This window comes from Actinosynnema sp. NPDC049800 (genome assembly GCF_040656635.1).
Classification (GTDB): Bacteria; Actinomycetota; Actinomycetes; order Mycobacteriales; family Pseudonocardiaceae; genus Actinosynnema.
In genome coordinates, this window is the sequence record NZ_JBFAMT010000030.1 from 27,904 (window position 1) to 45,613 (window position 17,710).

A 17,710-nucleotide genomic window follows, 5' to 3' on the forward strand; every position below is an offset into this window, starting at 1 on the left:
AGCCATGCCACAGCCACCGGTCTTCGACGTCCTCGGCGTCGGCTTCGGGCCCTCCAACCTGGCCCTCGCGATCGCCGTCACCGAGTACAACGCCACCGCGCGTGCCGAAGACGTGGTGACCGCCCACTTCCTGGAACGCCAGCCGCGGTTCGGCTGGCACCGCGGGATGCTGATCGACGACGCGACCATGCAGGTCTCGTTCCTCAAGGACCTGGTGACGCTGCGGAACCCCCACAGCACCTTCACCTTCCTGAGCTACCTGCACAGCAAGGGCAGGCTGGTCGACTTCATCAACCACAAGAACCTGTTCCCGCTTCGGGTCGAGTTCCACGACTACTTCGAGTGGGCCGCCGGCCGCGTCGACGACCTGGTGTCCTACGACCACGACGTGGTGGAGGTGCGGCCGGTGACCGAGGACGGCGTGATCACGCACTTCGACGTCGTCTCGCGCACGTCGACGGGCGAGGTGGAGGTGCGCCGCGCCCGCAACCTGGTGCTGGCCACCGGCCTGCGCCCGGCCCTGCCCGAGGGCGTCCGGCCGTCCGAGCGGGTCTGGCACAACCGGGACTTCCTGCACCGCGTCGAGTCGCTGGCCGATCCGCGCCGCCTCGTCGTGGTCGGCGCCGGGCAGAGCGGCGCCGAGGTCACCGCGTTCCTGCACGAGCGGTTCCCGGCCGCCGAGGTGTGCGCGGTGTTCGCCCGCTACGGCTACAGCCCGGCCGACGACAGCTCGTTCGCGAACCGGATCTTCGACCCCGCCGCCGTCGACGACTACTTCGCCGCGCCCGAGCAGGTCAAGCGCAAGCTGATGGACTACCACGGCAACACCAACTACGCGGTGGTCGACAACGAGCTGATCGCCGAGCTGTACCGGCGGGTGTACCGGGAGAAGGTGCTGGGCGAGCAGCGGCTGCGGCTGCTCAACCTCTCCCGCGTGGCCGAGCTGGACGACCGCGGGGACGGCGTGGTGGTGACCGTCGAGTCGCTGAGCACCGGCGCGCGCGAGGTGCTCGACGCGGACGCGATCGTCTACGCCACCGGCTACCGCGAGGCCGACCCGACCGGGCTGCTCGGCGAGCTGGCCGGCCGCTGCGCCCGCGACGCGCACGGCAGGCTCGGCGTCGGCCGCGACTACCGCCTGGACACCGACGACGACCTGCTGGCCGGCCTCTACCTCCAGGGCGGCACCGAGCACACCCACGGCATCTCGTCGTCGTTGCTGTCCAACACCTCCGTGCGGGTGGGGGAGATCCTCCAGTCCGTGCTCGGCCGCCGCACGCCGGCAGTGCCCTCGCCGCCCGAATACGCGATCAGCGTCTCACGGGTGAGCTGAAACGCCCCGCAGTTTGTTAGGTTATGCAAACCTAACCTGGTACAGCGGCGCGCCGCCGCGCCTCCGAAAGGGAAACCCTGTGATGTCCACGAAGTTCAAGCTGGTCGCGGCCGTCTCGGCCGCAGCGCTGGCGCTGGCCGCCTGCGGGGGCGGCGGCGACGCCGGCTCCGGCGGGACGAGCCAGACCAACGCGGCCTCCACCGGCGCGTTCCCGGTCTCGGTCGAGCACAAGTACGGCACCACCGAGATCAAGGCCGAGCCGAAGAAGGTCGTCACGCTCGGCCTGTCCGACCAGGAGCCCGTGCTGGCCCTCGGGGTCAAGCCGGTCGGGGTCGTGGACTGGTTCAAGGAGCGGCCCTACGGCAACTGGCCGTGGACCAAGGAACTCTGGGGCTCCACCCAGCCGGAGGTCGTCGGCGAGCGCGACGAGTACAACCTGGAGAAGGTCGCCGCGCTCAAGCCCGACCTGATCCTCGCGGTCTACTCCGGCATGAAGCAGGAGCAGTACGACACGCTGTCCAAGATCGCGCCCGTGGTCGCGCAGCCCAAGGCGTTCCCGGACTACGCCGCGCCGTGGCAGGACCAGACCCTGCACATCGGCAAGGCGCTGGGCAAGGCGAAGGAGGCGCAGGCGCTGATCGACGGCGTCGCGAAGAAGTTCGGCGAGGCCAAGGCCGCGCACCCCGAGTGGGCCGGCAAGAAGATGGTGGTGGCCGACAGCTTCAAGCCCGGCCAGTACTCCGCGTTCGCGCCGACCGACCCGAAGGCCATCTTCATGAAGGAGCTGGGCTTCACCCTCGTGGACGAGATCGGCAAGCTCGCCGGCCAGCTGAACGTGGCCGAGTTCAGCGAGGAGCGGTTCGACCTGCTCGACGCCGACCGCCTGGTGTGGCTCATGTTCGACCAGAGCGCGTGGGAGCGGGTCAAGTCCGTGCCCGCCTACCAGCGGCTCAAGGTCGTCAGCGAGAAGCGCGACCTGTTCCTCACCTACATGGACCCGCCGATCGGCGCGGCCATGTCGTTCAACACGGTGCTGAGCGTGCCCTACGGCATCGAGCAGGTCGTGCCGCTGCTCGAAGCGATCAAGAACTAGTCGGCGGATCCACCGCGGGTGGGGGTGCCGGCGTGCACCCCCACCCGCGGTGTGCGTGCGGGGAAGTCGGGAAGGAACGGGAAGGTCGTGACCATGGCGCTGCCCTTGACCGGTGCGCAGACCGGTGTCTGGTTGGCACAGCAGCTGGAGCCCGACAACCCCGTCTACAACGTGGCGTGGTACCTGGAGCTGCGCGGACCGGTCGACCACGACCGGCTGGAGGCGGCCGTCCGGCAGGTGATCGGGGAGACCGGCGCGCTGCACGTGCGGTTCACCGAGGACGGCCAGGTGCCGACGCCGCCGACCACCGACGTCACGCTCCTGTCGTTCGACTCGCTCGCCGACGCGCGGGCGTGGATGGACGACGACCTGGCGCGGCTGACGGACATCACCGCCGGACCGCTGTTCCACCACGCGCTGCTGCGCATCGCCGACGACCACGTGCTCTGGTACCAGCGCTACCACCACCTCGCGGTCGACGCCTACGGCTGCGTGCTGATCACCCGCCGCGCCGGCGAGCTGTACGAGGGCGCCGCGGAGCCGCGGCCCAAGCCGATCCAGGCGCTGGTCGACGCCGACCTCGCCTACCGCGACTCGGCGGCCCGCGAGGAGGACCGGGCGTTCTGGCACGCGAAGATGGCCGACCACCCCGAGCCGGTGCGGCTCGTGCCGCGGGCCGCCGGGCAGGTGCGCGAGGTCGTCCGCCGCACCGTCGAGCTGCCGGACCCGTTGACCTCGCGGCAGGTCATCGCCGCCGTCGCCGCCTACACCCACCGCGTGACCGGCGCGTCGGACCTGGTGCTGGCCATGCCGGTGACCGGTCGGCGCGACGCGGTCAGCCGGGTCACGCCCGGCATGGCGTCCACCGTGCTGCCGCTGCGCGTCACCGTGCGGCCGGACAGCACCATCACCGGCCTGATCGCCGACGTCGACCGCGAGATCCGCGAGATCGTCCCGCGCAGCGCCTACCGCGGCGAGGACCTGGCCCGCGAGCTCGGCCTGCGCGACGGCATCCCGGAGCTGGTCGGGCCGACGGTCAACTACCTGGGCTTCGGCCGGGAGATGGGCTTCGCCGACCTCGACCCGGCGTTCCACACGCTGTCGCTGGGCCCCGTCAACGACCTGACCACCTCGTTCCTGCAACGCGCCGACGGCAGGCTGGTCGTCACGTTCGAGGCGAACGCCGCCGTGTGCACGCCGCAGGAGCTGGCCGACCACCAGCGCCGCTTCCTGCGCGTGCTCGACGCCGACCCGGACCGGCCCGTGGCGTCGATCGACCTGGTGGACGACGCGGAACGCTCGCGGCTGCTGGACTTCGGCACGTCGCCGCGCGAGGTGGACGAGGTGACGTGGCCCGGCGCGGTCGAACGCCAGGCCGCGCTGCGCCCGGACGCCGTCGCGGTGGTGTGCGAGGACGTGTCGCTGACCTACGCCGAGCTGAACACCGCCGCCAACCGGCTCGCCCGCGCGCTCGTCGCCTCGGGGGTGCGGGCCGAGGACGTCGTGGGCGTGGCCCTGCCCCGGTCGGTCGACCTGGTCGTCACGCTGCTCGCGGTGATGAAGGCGGGCGCGGCGTACCTGCCGCTGGACCTCGACCACCCGCGCGACCGGGTCGACTACATGGTCGCCGACGCGGGCGCCCGGCTCGTCATCACGCCGGAGACCCGGTTCGACCTGCCCGCGGACGGCTCCGACCTGCGCCTTCCCATCGCGCTGGACCAGGCCGCGTACGTGATCTACACGTCCGGCTCGACCGGGCGGCCCAAGGGCGTCGTGGTGACGCACGAGGGCATCGGCAGCCTCATCGCGACCGCGCTGGACCGGATCGGCATCACGCCGGACAGCCGGGTCGTGCAGTTCGCGTCCGTCGGGTTCGACGTGGCCGTGTGGGACCTGTGCATGTCGCTCGGCGTCGGCGGGCGCGCGGTCGTCGTGCCGTCGCACCGGCGGGTCGCGGGTGGGGAGTTGACCTCCTACATCGCCGCGCACGAGGCCACGCACATGATCCTGCCGCCGTCGCTGGTCGCCGCGCTGCCGCCGGAGTGCGAGCTGCCCGAGGGCGCGGTGCTGGTCGTCGGCACGGAGACCGTGCCGACCGAGCTGATCGCCCGGTGGGCGCGGCGGTTGCGCGTCGTCGCCGCGTACGGCCTGACCGAGGCCACGGTGAACTCCACGCTGTGGGCCGCCCAGCCCGACTGGACCGGGCCCGTGCCGATCGGCGTGCCGGATCCGAACACCCGCTGCTACGTCCTCGACTCGGCGCTGCGGCCGGTGCCGGTGGGCGTCGAGGGCGAGCTGTACGTCGGCGGGCGCGGGCTCGCCCGGGGGTACCGGGGACAGGCGGCGCTGACCGCGTCCCGGTTCGTCGCCGATCCCTTCGCCGGACCCGGTTCCCGCATGTACCGGACGGGCGACCGGGCGAAGTGGCGCGCCGACGGGAACCTCGACTTCCTGGGCCGGTCCGACGGCCAGGTGAAGATCCGGGGTTTCCGGATCGAGCCGGGCGAGGTCGAGAGCGTCCTCATGGCGCACCCGGAGATCGCGCAGGCCGCCGTGCTGGTGCGGGAGGACCACCGGCGGGTGAAGCGGCTGGTCGCGTACGTGGTCGGCACGGCGTCGCCGGCGGACGCGCGCGAGCACGTCTCCTCGGCGTTGCCGGAGTACATGGTGCCGTCGGTCGTGGTGCCGATGGCCGGGCCGCTGCCGCTGACCCCGAACGGCAAGCTGGACCGCGCGGCGCTGCCGGAGCCGGACTGGACCGCCCTGGCCGGTGACGCGCCGGCCACGAACCCCGTCGAGCGGACGTTGGTGGAGCTGGTCGAGGCGGTGCTGGGGCTGACGCCCGGGATCCACGACAACTTCTTCGAGCTGGGCGGCGACAGCATCGTCACGATGCAGTTGGTGTCGCGGGCGCGTGACGCGGGCCTGGAGTTCACCCCGCGCGAGGTGTTCGAGCACCGGACCGTGGCCGGGTTGGCGCGGGTCGCGCGGGTGGCCGGGGCCGACGAGGTCTCGCTGGACGGGTTCTCCTCGGACGTGCTGCCGGCGTCGCCGTTGCAGGAGGGCTTCTTCTTCCACGCGCGCTACGACGCCGACGACTCGTACGTGGTGCAGGAAGTGCTGAGCCTGGACGTCGACCGGGACGCCGTGCAGGGGCTGCTGGACCGGCACCCGTTGCTGCGGGCGGGTTTCCGCCAGACCGATCGCGGGCGCGTGGAGCAGGTGATCGCGGAGGCGTCGACGCTGCCGTGGCGCGAGTACCCGGCCACCGACGACGTCGAGGCCGTGCTGGCCGCGGAACGGGCGGAGCCCTTCGACCTGTCCCGGCCGCCGTTGATGCGCGCGGCCCGGCACGGCGACCGGCTGGTGCTGACGCTGCACCACATCCTGCTGGACGGGTGGTCGGTCGGGCTGCTGCGGCGTGAGCTGGTCGGCGGCCGGCTGGAGCCGGTCGACCACCGGCGCTACTTCGCGTGGCTGGCGAGCCGCGACCGCGACGCGGCGCACGAGGCCTGGCGCGCGGCACTGTCCGATGTGGACGAACCGACGAAGGTGGTCGGCACGGTCTCGCCGCGCCACGGGCAGCACCGCGTGCGGCTCCCCGCCGAGCTGAGCGCGGCGTTGTCGGGCCAGGCGCGGCGACGCGGCCTCACCCTGAGCACGGTCCTGCACGGCGCGTGGGGCCTGCTGCTCGGCGGCCTCACCGGGCGGGCGGACGTCGTCTACGGCACCACCGTGGCCGGGCGGCCGGCCGAGGTGCCCGGCATCGAGAACGCGGTCGGGCTGTTCATCAACACCGTCCCCGTCCGCCAGCGCTGGCGGGGCGCGGACAGCCTGGCGACCACCTTCCAGCACCTGCAGAGCGAGCAGGCGCGGCTGCTGGACCACCAGCACCTCGGCCTCGCCGAGATCCAGCGCGTCACCGGGCACGGCGAGCTGTTCGACACCCTCGTCGTGGTGGAGAACTTCCCCGACCTGGTCGACGACGTCGAGATCCGCGACCAGGTGCACTACCCGCTGGCCCTGGTCGCCCTGCCCGGCGACCGCATCGAACTGCGCCTCAAGCACCGCCTCCCCGACGTCGAGGCGGCCGCCCTCGCCCAGCGGCTGGTCCGGCTGCTGTCCGCGTTCGCCACCACCCCCGACCGGCCGGTGGCGAGCCTCGACCTCGTCTCCGACGCCGAAGCCGAGTGGCTGGGGCGGCTCAACGCGACCGCCGTCGACGTGCCGGAAGGCACGCTCGTCAGCCGGATCGCCGACCAGAGCGCCCGCACCCCGGACGCCGTCGCGGTCGTCTACGACGACGTCACCCTCACCTACGCCGAACTCGACCGGCGCTCCACCGCGCTGGCCCGCAGGCTGCGCGGCCACCGCGTCGTCGGCGTGGCCGTGCCGAGGTCCGCCGAGCTGCTGGTGGCGCTGCTGGGCGTGCTCAAGGCCGGCGCCGCGTACCTGCCCCTCGACCTCGACTACCCGGCCGAGCGCGTCGAGTTCATGCTGGCCGACTCCGGCGCGACCACCGTCGTCCGGCCCGAGGACTGCGCCGACACCGAAGCCCCGCCGGTCGACCTCCCCGCACCCCACCCGGACCAGCCCGCCTATCTGATCTACACGTCCGGCTCGACCGGGCGGCCCAAGGGCGTCGTCGTCACGCACCGCGCGATTGTGAACCGGCTCGCCTGGATGCAGCACGAGTACGGCCTCACCGCCGACGACCGCGTGCTGCAGAAGACGCCCTCCAGCTTCGACGTCTCGGTGTGGGAGTTCTTCTGGGCCCTGTGCGAGGGCGCGGCCGTCGTGCTCGCCAAGCCGGACGGCCACCGCGACCCCGCCTACCTCGCCGACCTGATCCGCCGCGAGCGGATCACCACGCTGCACTTCGTGCCGTCGATGCTGGCCGCGTTCCTCGGCGTCTCCGAGGTGCACGAGGACGCGGCGTGGTCGGCGAGCCTGCGCCGCGCGTTCAGCAGCGGCGAGGCGTTGACCGGCGACGTGGCCGCCCGGTGGCTCGCGCTCACCGCCGTGCCGCTGCACAACCTCTACGGCCCCACCGAAGCCGCCGTCGACGTCACCTACTTCGAGTACGACGCCGCACCGGATCCGGCCGTGCCGATCGGCCGCCCGGTCTGGAACACGCGGCTGCACGTGCTCGACCCGTTCCTGCGGCCCGTCCCCGCCGGCGTGCCGGGTGAGCTGTACCTGGCGGGCGTCCAGCTCGCCCTCGGCTACCACGGCCGGTTCGCGCTCACCGCCGAGCGGTTCGTCGCCGACCCGTTCGGCGCGCCCGGCGACCGCATGTACCGCACGGGCGACCTCGTGGTGCGCCGCCCGGACGGCGTGCTCGTCTACCTCGGCCGCACGGACCGGCAGGTCAAGGTGCGCGGCAACCGGATCGAGCTGGGCGAGGTCGAGGCCGCGCTGGTCAGGCAGCCCGGCGTCCGGCGGGCCGCGGTCATCGCCCGGGACAACCAGCTCCTCGCCTACGTGACACCGGCCGACGTCGACCTCGACGCGGTGCGGGCCGGCGTCGCCGACGCCCTGCCCGCCGCGATGGCGCCGCACGCGATCGTGGCGCTGCCCGACCTCCCGCTCACCCCCAGCGGCAAGCTCGACCAGAACGCGCTGCCCTCGCCCACCCTCGCCAAGGCCGAACGCCGTGCGCCGCGCAACGACTGCGAACGCCTGCTGTGCGAGGTGTTCGCCGACGTGCTCGGCCTGGCCGACCTCGGCGTGGACGACGACTTCTTCGTGCTGGGCGGCGACAGCATCACGTCCATCGCGGTGTCCAGCCGGGCCCGGAGGCTGGGCGTCGAGATCAGCCCGCGCGACGTGTTCGAGCACCGCACGGTCGCCGCGCTGGCCGCCGTCGAGACCACCGCGGACACCGCCGACGACGCGCCGCTGCTCGTGCTGACCGACGAGCAGCGCGCCGCGCTGCCCGAGGCGGAGGACGTCTGGCCGCTGTCGCCGTTGCAGGAAGGCCTGTACTTCCACGCCAGCTACGACACCGGCGCGCTCGACGTCTACCTCTCCCAGGAGACGATGGACTTCGCCGGCCGGCTGGACGTCGAACGCCTGCGCCGCGCGGGCGCCGCGCTGCTGGACCGCAACCCGAGCCTGCGCGCCGGGTTCACCAGCGACGGCGTGCCGTCACCCGTGCAGTTCATCGCGCCCGGCCCGGAGATCCCGGTGCGCGTGGTCGAGGCCGAGGACGCCGACGTGCCGGACCTGCTGGCCGCCGACCGGCGCGAGCGGTTCGACCTGGCCGCGCCGCCGCTGTGCCGGTTCCTGGTGCTGCGGCTGCCCGACGGTCGCGACCGGCTCGTCATCACGCACCACCTGATCCTGTGGGACGGCTGGTCGGCGTGGCTGTTCCTGGAGCAGCTGCTGGAGCTGTACCGCGACGTCGACGCCGAGCTCCCGCCGCCCGGCAGCTACCGCGACTACCTGGCCTGGCTGGCCCGGCAGGACCACGACGCGGCCCTGCGGGCGTGGCGCACCGCGCTGTCCGGCCTGCGCGAGCCGACCCTGGTCGCGCCCGTCGACCGGTCGCGCGAGCCGGTCATCCCGGCCGAGTTCCACCAGGAGCTGACCGAGGAGCTGACCGAGCGCATCCTGGCGCAGGCCCGGCGGCACGGCCTGACCGCGAACGCCGTGTTCAACGCCGCGTGGGCGATGGTGCTGGCGAGCCAGGTCGGCCGCGACGACGTGGTGTTCGGCACCGCCGTCGCGGGCCGCCCGGTCGAGGTCGACGGCGTCGAGCACGTCATCGGCATGTTCCTCAACACCATCCCCACCCGCATCGCGATCGACCCGCGCGAGACCGTGCTGGAGCTGCTGCGGCGCGTCCAGGCCGAGCGGACCGCGCTCATGTCCTACGAGCACGTCGGCCTCGGCGAGATCCAGCAGGAGGCGGGCCACCGGCAGCTGTTCGACACGCTGTTCGTGCTGCGCACCGGAGACGGCGACGACCGCCAGGACGGGTTCGCGGCCCGGCACGGCGTGCTCGAAGTGTCCAATGTGGATGGAACGCACTTCCCGCTGACGCTCATCATCACGCCCGGCGCGCGCACCCGCGTCACGCTGGCGTCCCGGCCGGACGTCTTCACCGCCGACGCCGCCGAGGCCCTGCTCACCCGGTACACCACCGTGCTGCGCCGGCTGGTCGAGTCGCCGGACGCGCTGCTCGGCGCGCTCGACGTGCTGCCCGACCGCGAACGGCGCGCGCTGGAGGCCGAGTGGGACGGCAGCGCCAACCCCATGGTGTCCGAGACCATCGCCGACCTGCTCGTCGCCCAGGCCCGCAAGACCCCGGACGCGACCGCGCTCGTGTTCGGCGACCGGCGGCTGACCTACGCCGAACTGCAGGACCGGATCGACGCCCTGGCCCGGCTGCTGATCAGCCGGGGCGCGGGGCCGGAGCGGGTGGTCGCGCTGGCATTGCCGCGCACGATCGAGATGGTGGTGGCGTTGTTCGCGGTGCTCCGCACCGGGGCCGCCTACCTGCCGCTGGACCTCGACCACCCGGCCGACCGGCTGCTGCTGATGATCGAGGACACCGCGCCGCTGTGCGTGCTCTCGACCACGGCGGTCGGGCTGGTGCCGGACGCGCTGTGCCTCGACGACCTGCCGGAGGGCCCGCGGGACGTCGAGTGGCCCACGTTCTCGCTGGACCACCCGGCGTACGTGATCTACACCTCCGGCTCCACCGGCCGGCCGAAGGGCGTCGTCACGCCGTACCGCGGCCTGACGAACATGCAGCTCAACCACCAGCAGGCGATCTTCGCGCCCGCCATCGCGGCGGCCGGCGGTCGGCGGCTGCGCATCGCGCACACCGTGTCGTTCGCGTTCGACATGTCGTGGGAAGAGCTGCTGTGGCTGGTCGAGGGCCACGAGGTGCACGTGTGCGACGAGGAGCTGCGCCGGGACGCGGCGGCCCTGGTGGCGTACTGCGACGAGCACCTGGTCGACGTGGTCAACGTGACCCCGACCTACGCCCAGCTGCTGATCGAGGAGGGCCTGCTGGAGGGCCACGTGCCCGCGCTGGTGCTGCTCGGCGGCGAGGCCGTGCCGGAATCGGTGTGGCAGCGGCTGCGCGAGACGCCCGGCACGTACGGCTACAACCTGTACGGGCCCACCGAGTACACGATCAACACGCTCGGCGCGTCCACCGAGGACAGCGAGACGGCGACCGTCGGCAAGGCGATCTGGAACACCAGGGCCTACGTGCTGGACGCGCGCTTGCGGCCGGTGCCGCCCGGCTCGCCCGGTGAGCTCTACATCGCGGGTGTCGGCCTGGCCCGCGGCTACCACGACCGGTTCGGCCTGACCGCCGAGCGGTTCGTCGCCGACCCGTACGGGCCGCCCGGGACCCGCATGTACCGCACGGGTGACCTGGTGCGCGCGCGGGCCGACGGCAACCTGGACTTCCTCGGCCGCACCGACGACCAGGTCAAGATCCGCGGCTACCGGGTCGAGCTCGGCGAGGTCGAGTCGGCCCTGGCCGCCCAGCCGGGCGTGACGCACGCGGCGGTCGTCGTGGACGCGGGTCCGGGCGGGGTGAAGCGCCTCGTCGGGTACGTGGTCGCCGACACCGATCCCGCGGCGCTGCGGGAGAACCTGAAGCGCGGCCTGCCCGACTACATGGTGCCCGCCGCGATCATGCCGGTGGACGCGCTGCCGCTCACCGTGAACGGCAAGCTCGACGTGCGCGCCCTGCCGAAGCCGGTGGTGTCCGGCGCGGTCTCGTCGCGCGCCGCCGCCACCCGGGAAGAGGAAGTGCTGTGCGGCTTGTTCGCCGACGTGCTCGGGGTGCCGTCGGTGGGCGTGGACGACAACTTCTTCGACCTCGGCGGCCACTCGCTGCTCGCCACCCGGTTGGTCAGCCGGGCCCGCACGGCGCTGGGCGTGGACCTGGCGATCCGTGACCTGTTCGACGCGCCCACGGTCGCGGAACTGGCCCTGCGGGCCGGTGGTGGGTCGGTTCGGCCGCCGCTGGCGCCGGTCGAGCGGCCCGCCGAGCTGCCGCTGTCGTCGGCGCAGCAGCGGTTGTGGCTGATCCAGCAGATGGAGGGCACGTCCGCCGCTTACAACTTCCCGCTGGTGTTCACGCTGCACGGCGCGCTGGACGTGGCCGCGTTCACCGCCGCCGTCGGCGACGTGGTCGACCGGCACGAGGCGCTGCGGACGGTGTTCGGCGAGCACGAGGGCACGCCGTTCCAGCGGGTGCTGACCGACGCCACGCCGGTCGTGGCGGTCCGGGAGGCGTCCCGCGAGGACGTGCCGGACATCGTGCGCGCCGAGGTCGAGCGACCGTTCGACCTGCGCACCGAGCTGCCGCTGCGGGTGACGATCGCGTCGTTGGCGCACGACGAGCACCTGATCGTCATCCTGCTGCACCACATCACCACCGACGAGTGGTCCGACCGGCCGTTCCTGCGCGACCTCGCGACGGCGTACCGGGCGCGGCGGGCCGGTGAGGCTCCCGGGTGGGAGCCGCTGCCCGTGCAGTACGCGGACTACACCGTGTGGCAGCGGGACGTGCTGGACGTCGTCGGCGAGCAGCAGCTGGACTTCTGGGCGCGGGCGCTGGCCGGCGCGCCGGAGGAGCTGGAGCTCCCGGTGGACCGGCCGCGGCCGGGACGCCCCACGTTCCGCGGCTCGGACCTGGAAGTGGTGTTCGAGCAGGCCGCGGCCGATCGGCTGCGGGCGTTCGCGCAGACGTCCGGCGCGTCGATGTTCATGGTGCTGCAGGCCGCCGTCGCCGCCCTGCTGAGCAGGTTGGGCGCGGGCGAGGACATCCCGTTGGGCGCGCCGATCGCGGGCCGCACCGACGAGGCGCTGGACGACCTGGTCGGCTTCTTCGTCAACACGCTCGTGCTGCGGGCCGACCTGTCCGGCGACCCGGGCTTCGCCGAGCTCGTCGGGCGGGTGAAGGAGACGTCGCTGGCGGCGTTCTCGCACCAGGACGTGCCGTTCGAGGCCGTGGTCGACCGGCTGAACCCGACCCGTTCGGCGGCGCGCAACCCGCTGTTCCAGGTGATGGTCGGCTACCACAGCCGCGGCGGCGACGCGGGCTCGTTCGACGGCCTGCCGGTGACGTGGGTCGGCCACGAGACCACGACCGCGAAGTTCGACCTGGTGTTCAGCTTCACCGAGGTGGTCGACGGCCCGGTGGTGTGCCGGCTGGAGTACGCGACCGACCTGTTCGACCGGGTGACCGTCGAACGGCTCGGCGCGCGACTGACCACGCTGGTCGACGCCGTGCTGGCCGCGCCGTCCGCGCCGGTGAGCGCGGTGGACCTGCTCGCGCCCGACGAGCGCCGGCGCGTGGTCGACGAGTTCAACCGGACCGCCAGGGCGGTGCCGGAGGAGGCGTTCACGACGATGTTCGCCCGGTGCGTCGCCGAGAAGCCGGACGCGGTCGCCGTGGTCGACCGCCACCGCTCGGTCGACTACGCCTGGCTGGACGCCCGGTCCAACCGGATCGCCCGCCTGCTCGCGGCACGCGGGGTCGGCCGCGAGTCCGTGGTCGGCATCGCGGTGCCCAAGTCGGCGGACATGGTCGCCACCGTGCTGGCGGTGCTGAAGCTCGGCGCGGCCTACCTCCCGGTCGACCTCTCGCACCCGGCGGACCGGATCGCGTACCTGATCGAGGACTCGGCGGCCTCGGTCGTCGTGACCACGTCCGACGCCCCGGTGCCGGCGCCCGCCGTGCTGCTGGATTCCCCGGACGTGGTCGAGGAGCTGGCCGCGCTGGACGGGACCGCGGTGGGGGACGGGCCGCTCGGGCTCGACTCGGCGATGTACGTGATCTACACGTCCGGCTCGACCGGTCGGCCCAAGGGCGTGGTGGTGCCGCACGAGGGCATCTCCAGCCTCGCCGCGACCGCCATCGACCGGATGGGGCTCACCGCCGAGAGCCGGGTGCTGCAGTTCGCCTCGGTCGGCTTCGACGTGGCGGTGTTCGAGCTGACCATGGCGCTCTGCGTGGGCGGACGGCTGGTGTTCGCGCCGGACGAGGTGCGCGTGGCGGGCCCGGAGCTGACCGACTTCCTGCGCGACCGGCGGATCACGCACATGATCCTGCCGCCGTCGCTGGTGTCCGCGCTGCCCGCCGACTGCGAGCTGCCCGAGGGCTCCACCATCCTGGTCGGCACCGAGACCGTGCCGCCGGACGTGATCGGCCGCTGGGCCGGGCGGCTGAACCTGCTCGCCGCGTACGGCCTCACCGAGGCCACGGTCAACTCCACGCTGTGGAAGGCCGTGCCGGAGTGGGACTCGGCCGTGCCGATCGGCGTCCCCGACCCCAACACCACCGTGTACGTGCTGGACGACCGGCTGCGGCCGGTGCCGCCCGGCGTGGTCGGCGAGCTGTACGTGTCCGGTCGCGGCCTGGCCCGCGGGTACATCGGCCAGGCCGCGCTGACGGCGTCGCGGTTCGTCGCCTCGCCGTTCGGCCCGCCGGGAGCCCGCATGTACCGCACCGGCGACCGCGCGCGCTGGCGTGCGGACGGCAACCTGGACTTCCTCGGCCGCGTCGACACCCAGGTCAAGATCCGCGGCTTCCGGATCGAGCTCGGCGAGATCGAAGCCGCCCTGACCAGGCACCCGGCCGTGGCGCAGGCGGCCGTCGTCGCCGACCGCACGGGTGACGTGACCCGGCTCGTCGGGTACGTGGTCGGCTCGACGGAGGACGACCTGCGCGCGCTCGTCGCCGAACGGCTGCCCGAGTACATGGTCCCGGCCACGGTGATCTTCCTGGACGGCCCGCTGCCGTTGACGCCCAACGGCAAGCTCGACCGCCGCGCGCTGCCGCGACCCGACTGGTCCGCGCTGACCGGCGACGACCGGCCGGTCACGCCGGAGCAGAAGGCGATCGCGGAGCTGTTCGCCGAGATCCTCGGTGTGTCGCCGGGTGTCCACGACAACTTCTTCACCCTCGGCGGCCACTCGATGGCGTCCATGCGGCTGGTCGGCAAGATCCGGTCGGTGTTCGGGGTCGACATCGCGTTGCGCGACGTGTTCGACTCGCCCACCGTCGCCGGGCTGGCCGGGCGGCTGACCGGCGCCACGTCGGCCCGGCCGCGGCTGCGCCGCTTCGACCGGCCGGTGGACCTGCCGACGGCGCCGGTGCAGCGGGGTCCGGTCTCCTGGGACCACGCGCTGGCGTTGAAGGCCTCGACGCCGTTCGACGTGCCGGCGCTCGTCGCCGCCTACGCGGACGTGGTCGAGCGGCACGAGCCGCTGCGCACGGTGCTGGACGGTGACGTGCAGCGCGCCGTCGCGGTGCCGCCGCTGGAGGTCGAGCCGGTGGTGGCGCTGGACGAGGCGCTGCCCGCGTTCGCCGCCGGGCCCGTGGATCCCGGCCGCCCGCCCGTGCGGGCCCGGCTGGTCGTGGACGCGTCCGGCGCGCAGGCGTTGCTGCTGACCATGAGCTACCTCGCGGTGGACGAGTGGTCGGTGGTGCCGCTGTTCCGGGACCTCCAGCGGGCCTACGCGGCACGCCGGCGCGGCGAAGCTCCACAGTGGACCGGCCTGCCCGTGACCTACGCCGACTACGCGCTGTGGTCGGCGGAGGTCGTGGCGGCGGTGGGGGAGAAGCAGCACGCGTTCTGGCGCGACGCGCTGCGCGACCTGCCCGACCTGGCCCTGCCCCGCTCCGGTGACCGGCGGCCCGGCCGCCACCCCGCCGCGGTGGTCCCGTTCTCGCTGCCCGCGTCGCTGCACGCGGCCGTCGACCGACTGGCCACCCGGACCGGCACCAGCATGTTCATGGTGGTGCAGGCCGCCGTGGCCGCCGCGCTCACGCCCTACGGCACGGACCTCCCGATCGGCACGATGGTCGCCGGGCGGACCGAGGAGGCGCTGGCCGACCTGGTCGGCTGCTTCGCCAACCGGATCGTGCTGCGCACCGACACCGCCGGCCGCCCGAGCTACACCGAGCTGCTGGCCCGCGTCCGCGCCACCGACCTGGCCGCGTTCGACCACGCGGACGTGCCGGTGCCCGTGGAACCGCAGGTGATGATCATCCACCACGAGAAGGCGGTCCTGTCGACCCTGGAGGGCGGCACGGGCTCGCTCGAAGCCGTCCCGACCGGCGCCACACCCGCCGAGCTGACCGTCAGCTTCTACGAACCGCGGGACGACGGCCCGGTGCCGTGCTACCTCGTCTACGCGACCGACCTGTACACCCCGACCACCGCCCAACACCTGGTCGACGCGGTGCTGCACCACCTGCACCGCGCGACGACCGACCCCGACCGGAGGATCGAGCCGTGACCAACCCGTTCGAAGACCCCGAAGGCCGTTTCCACGTCCTGGTCAACGACGAGGGCCAGCACTCGCTGTGGCCGTCGTTCGCCGACGTCCCCGCCGGCTGGACCACGCGCTTCGGCCCCGACACGCGCGACGCCTGCGTGGCGTACGTGGAGGAGCACTGGACCGACCTGCGCCCGCTGTCCCTCCGCTGATCTCCTACTGCTCCGACAGGCTGCGCGGCAACTGACGGGCGTCCTCGCGGAACACCTCGCTCCACCGGGCGAGGTTCCGCGCGGCGCGCCCGGAAACATCCACCGCGATCACGTGGTTCGCCGTGTGCGTCCTGCTCTCAGGACAGACGGTCGTGCTCGTCTTCCTGCGCCGCGTCCTGCGCCCTCCCACGACGCCGGTCACGGTCGACGTCGGATCGGGGTAGCGGCGAGGTCGAGCGGTGCGGGGACAGCCTCACCACCCCGTGGTCGAGGTCGACCGCGAGCGGTGGTGCGCCCTGGGCGTCTTCCTCGCGCATCACGGCCACGGAGTCGCGGTGGTCGAGTTCCATCCGCTTGGAGCCGTAGAACATCGCCGTGATCTCGTTGACGGTCGTCGTGGCCAGCGGTGTGCCGGCGCGCTTGCGGCGGCGTTGGCGCAGCAGTTCGTAGACCGCGATCCCGACCACCGACAACGTCCCGCCGGGGATGCTCCACGCCAACACCGTCTCCACCGCGTCCACACCACCCGAACGGGCGGGGGAGCGTCGCGGTTCCGGGTGCCTCGTGGGGTGGCGCGAAGCCACCCCACGAGGCGCGCGGGTCAGTACACGAAGCACTCCGTGCTGCTGCCCGTGTAACCCGCCGCACGCACGTCGGCCGGGGCGAACGAGCCGGCGAACCGGCGGTCGACCTCGGCGCGCTCGGCGGCGTTCGGCAGGTCGTTGCGGCACGACACCGGCGCGCTGGAGCCGGACATCAGGTCGGCGCACAGGCCGGTCCGCCGGTCCGGCAGGCCGAGGATGTGCCCGATCTCGTGCGTCGAGATCCGCGGCCGGTAGTAGCCCTGCTGGACGGCCTGGCGTCCCATGTAGACGGTGCCGTTGCCGAGCGACGACACGTAGGCCCGCGGCCAGCCGTTGTCCGCGAGGATGCGGATGTTGACGCCGGAGGTGGAGGTCCGGCGGGCCAGCCTGACGTTGGACACCGAGTTGTTCCAGTTCGTCGCGGCGAGATCCCAGTCCGCGGTGAACTCCTGGGCCTGGCTCACGTCGTAGTACAGGGTGCGCACCAGGGCCTGCGGCTCCGCCGACGCGGCGGGCGCCGCCACCGCGACCAGCGGCAGCAGCAGGCCCAGCACGCCGGCGAGGACGCCGACGGCCTTTCGTACGAGCATGGTGGTCTCCTTGGGGTACAGGGAAGGGGAGCCGTGTGACAGGGGAGGCTCCCGCCACCCAACGAACCAGTGCGTAGCCGGTTGTCACCAGCCCCATACGTAGGGTTGTTCGGCTGTGGTCGGGTGCGTCCGCCGTGTGAAGCTGCGGCCATGACAGCCGAGACCACCGTTTCCCAGTGGCGCGACCAGGCGCTCGCGCCCCTCCTGCTCGCCTACCACCTGCGGACCGAGGCCGAGAAGGGCGTCGCGGTGTCCGCCGTCGGGGACCTGCCGCCGCGCTACCGGGCCGAGGTGCTCGACCCGCGGGCCGCGTTCGCCGCCGACACCGTGTGGGTGGCCGAGACCGGCGGGAACGCGGTGGGCTGCGTGGTGGCGTCCCCTTCGACCGGCGGCTCGCTGGAGGTCAAGCGGCTGTGGGTGGACCCGGCCCGGCGGGGCAAGGGGGCGGCGAAGGCGCTGGTCGGCGCGGTGCTCGGACACGCCGCCGACATCGGTGCGGCCTCGGTGCGCTTGTCCGTGTGGCACTGGCGGCAGGGCGCCATCGGCCTCTACGAACGCCTCGGCTTCACCCGGGTCGGCTCGTGGGACGACCGGCCCGGCCTGGTGTGCATGGAACGCCGGCAGGAATAGTTGACTCT

The 17,710-nt window shown here is 73.1% G+C and carries 7 protein-coding genes; 5 read left to right on the forward strand and 2 right to left on the reverse strand.

The features are described 5' to 3' along the window. Positions 1-4: 4 nt before the first annotated feature. The 4 genes from AB0I91_RS28135 to AB0I91_RS28150 all read left to right on the forward strand — a co-directional run bounded on the left by AB0I91_RS28135 (position 5) and on the right by AB0I91_RS28150 (position 15,898). Positions 5-1,333: a lysine N(6)-hydroxylase/L-ornithine N(5)-oxygenase family protein gene (locus AB0I91_RS28135; protein ID WP_499639615.1), complete on the forward strand. Its 1,329-nt coding sequence runs from the start codon at positions 5-7 to the stop codon at positions 1,331-1,333. Positions 1,334-1,415: 82 nt separating this feature from the next. Then, entirely contained in the window at positions 1,416-2,426 is a 1,011-nt protein-coding gene (locus AB0I91_RS28140; RefSeq protein WP_498773304.1) for an iron-siderophore ABC transporter substrate-binding protein, read from the forward strand. Between the two features lie 93 nt (positions 2,427-2,519). Beyond that, positions 2,520-15,707, forward strand: a complete 13,188-nt coding sequence (locus tag AB0I91_RS28145) for an amino acid adenylation domain-containing protein (protein ID WP_499639617.1) — start codon at positions 2,520-2,522, stop codon at positions 15,705-15,707. After that, entirely contained in the window at positions 15,704-15,898 is a 195-nt protein-coding gene (locus tag AB0I91_RS28150) for an MbtH family protein (protein ID WP_498773308.1), read from the forward strand. The genes AB0I91_RS28145 and AB0I91_RS28150 overlap by 4 nt, the downstream gene beginning before the upstream one ends. A 137-nt stretch (positions 15,899-16,035) precedes the next feature. Here AB0I91_RS28150 and AB0I91_RS28155 read toward each other — a convergent pair whose 3' ends face one another. Then, a complete protein-coding gene (locus AB0I91_RS28155) occupies positions 16,036-16,410 on the reverse strand; it encodes a DUF6191 domain-containing protein (RefSeq protein ID WP_499639619.1) in 375 nt (124 codons plus the stop codon). 89 nt (positions 16,411-16,499) lie between these two features. Further along, positions 16,500-17,072 (reverse strand): snapalysin family zinc-dependent metalloprotease, encoded by a 573-nt coding sequence (locus tag AB0I91_RS28160; RefSeq protein WP_498773312.1) that lies wholly within the window; start codon positions 17,070-17,072, stop codon positions 16,500-16,502. A gap of 150 nt (positions 17,073-17,222) precedes the next feature. Between AB0I91_RS28160 and AB0I91_RS28165 the strand changes: the two genes are divergently transcribed. Then, a complete protein-coding gene (locus AB0I91_RS28165) occupies positions 17,223-17,702 on the forward strand; it encodes a GNAT family N-acetyltransferase (protein WP_498773314.1) in 480 nt (159 codons plus the stop codon). Positions 17,703-17,710 lie beyond the last annotated feature (8 nt).

Coding starts and splice junctions, on each gene's coding strand:
- AB0I91_RS28140 (WP_498773304.1), top strand. CDS start 1,416: ATGTCCACGAAGTTCAAGCTGGTCGCGGCCGTCTCGGCCGCAGCGCTG.
- AB0I91_RS28145 (WP_499639617.1), top strand. CDS start 2,520: ATGGCGCTGCCCTTGACCGGTGCGCAGACCGGTGTCTGGTTGGCACAG.
- AB0I91_RS28135 (WP_499639615.1), top strand. CDS start 5: ATGCCACAGCCACCGGTCTTCGACGTCCTCGGCGTCGGCTTCGGGCCC.
- AB0I91_RS28160 (WP_498773312.1), bottom strand. CDS start 17,072: ATGCTCGTACGAAAGGCCGTCGGCGTCCTCGCCGGCGTGCTGGGCCTG.
- AB0I91_RS28165 (WP_498773314.1), top strand. CDS start 17,223: ATGACAGCCGAGACCACCGTTTCCCAGTGGCGCGACCAGGCGCTCGCG.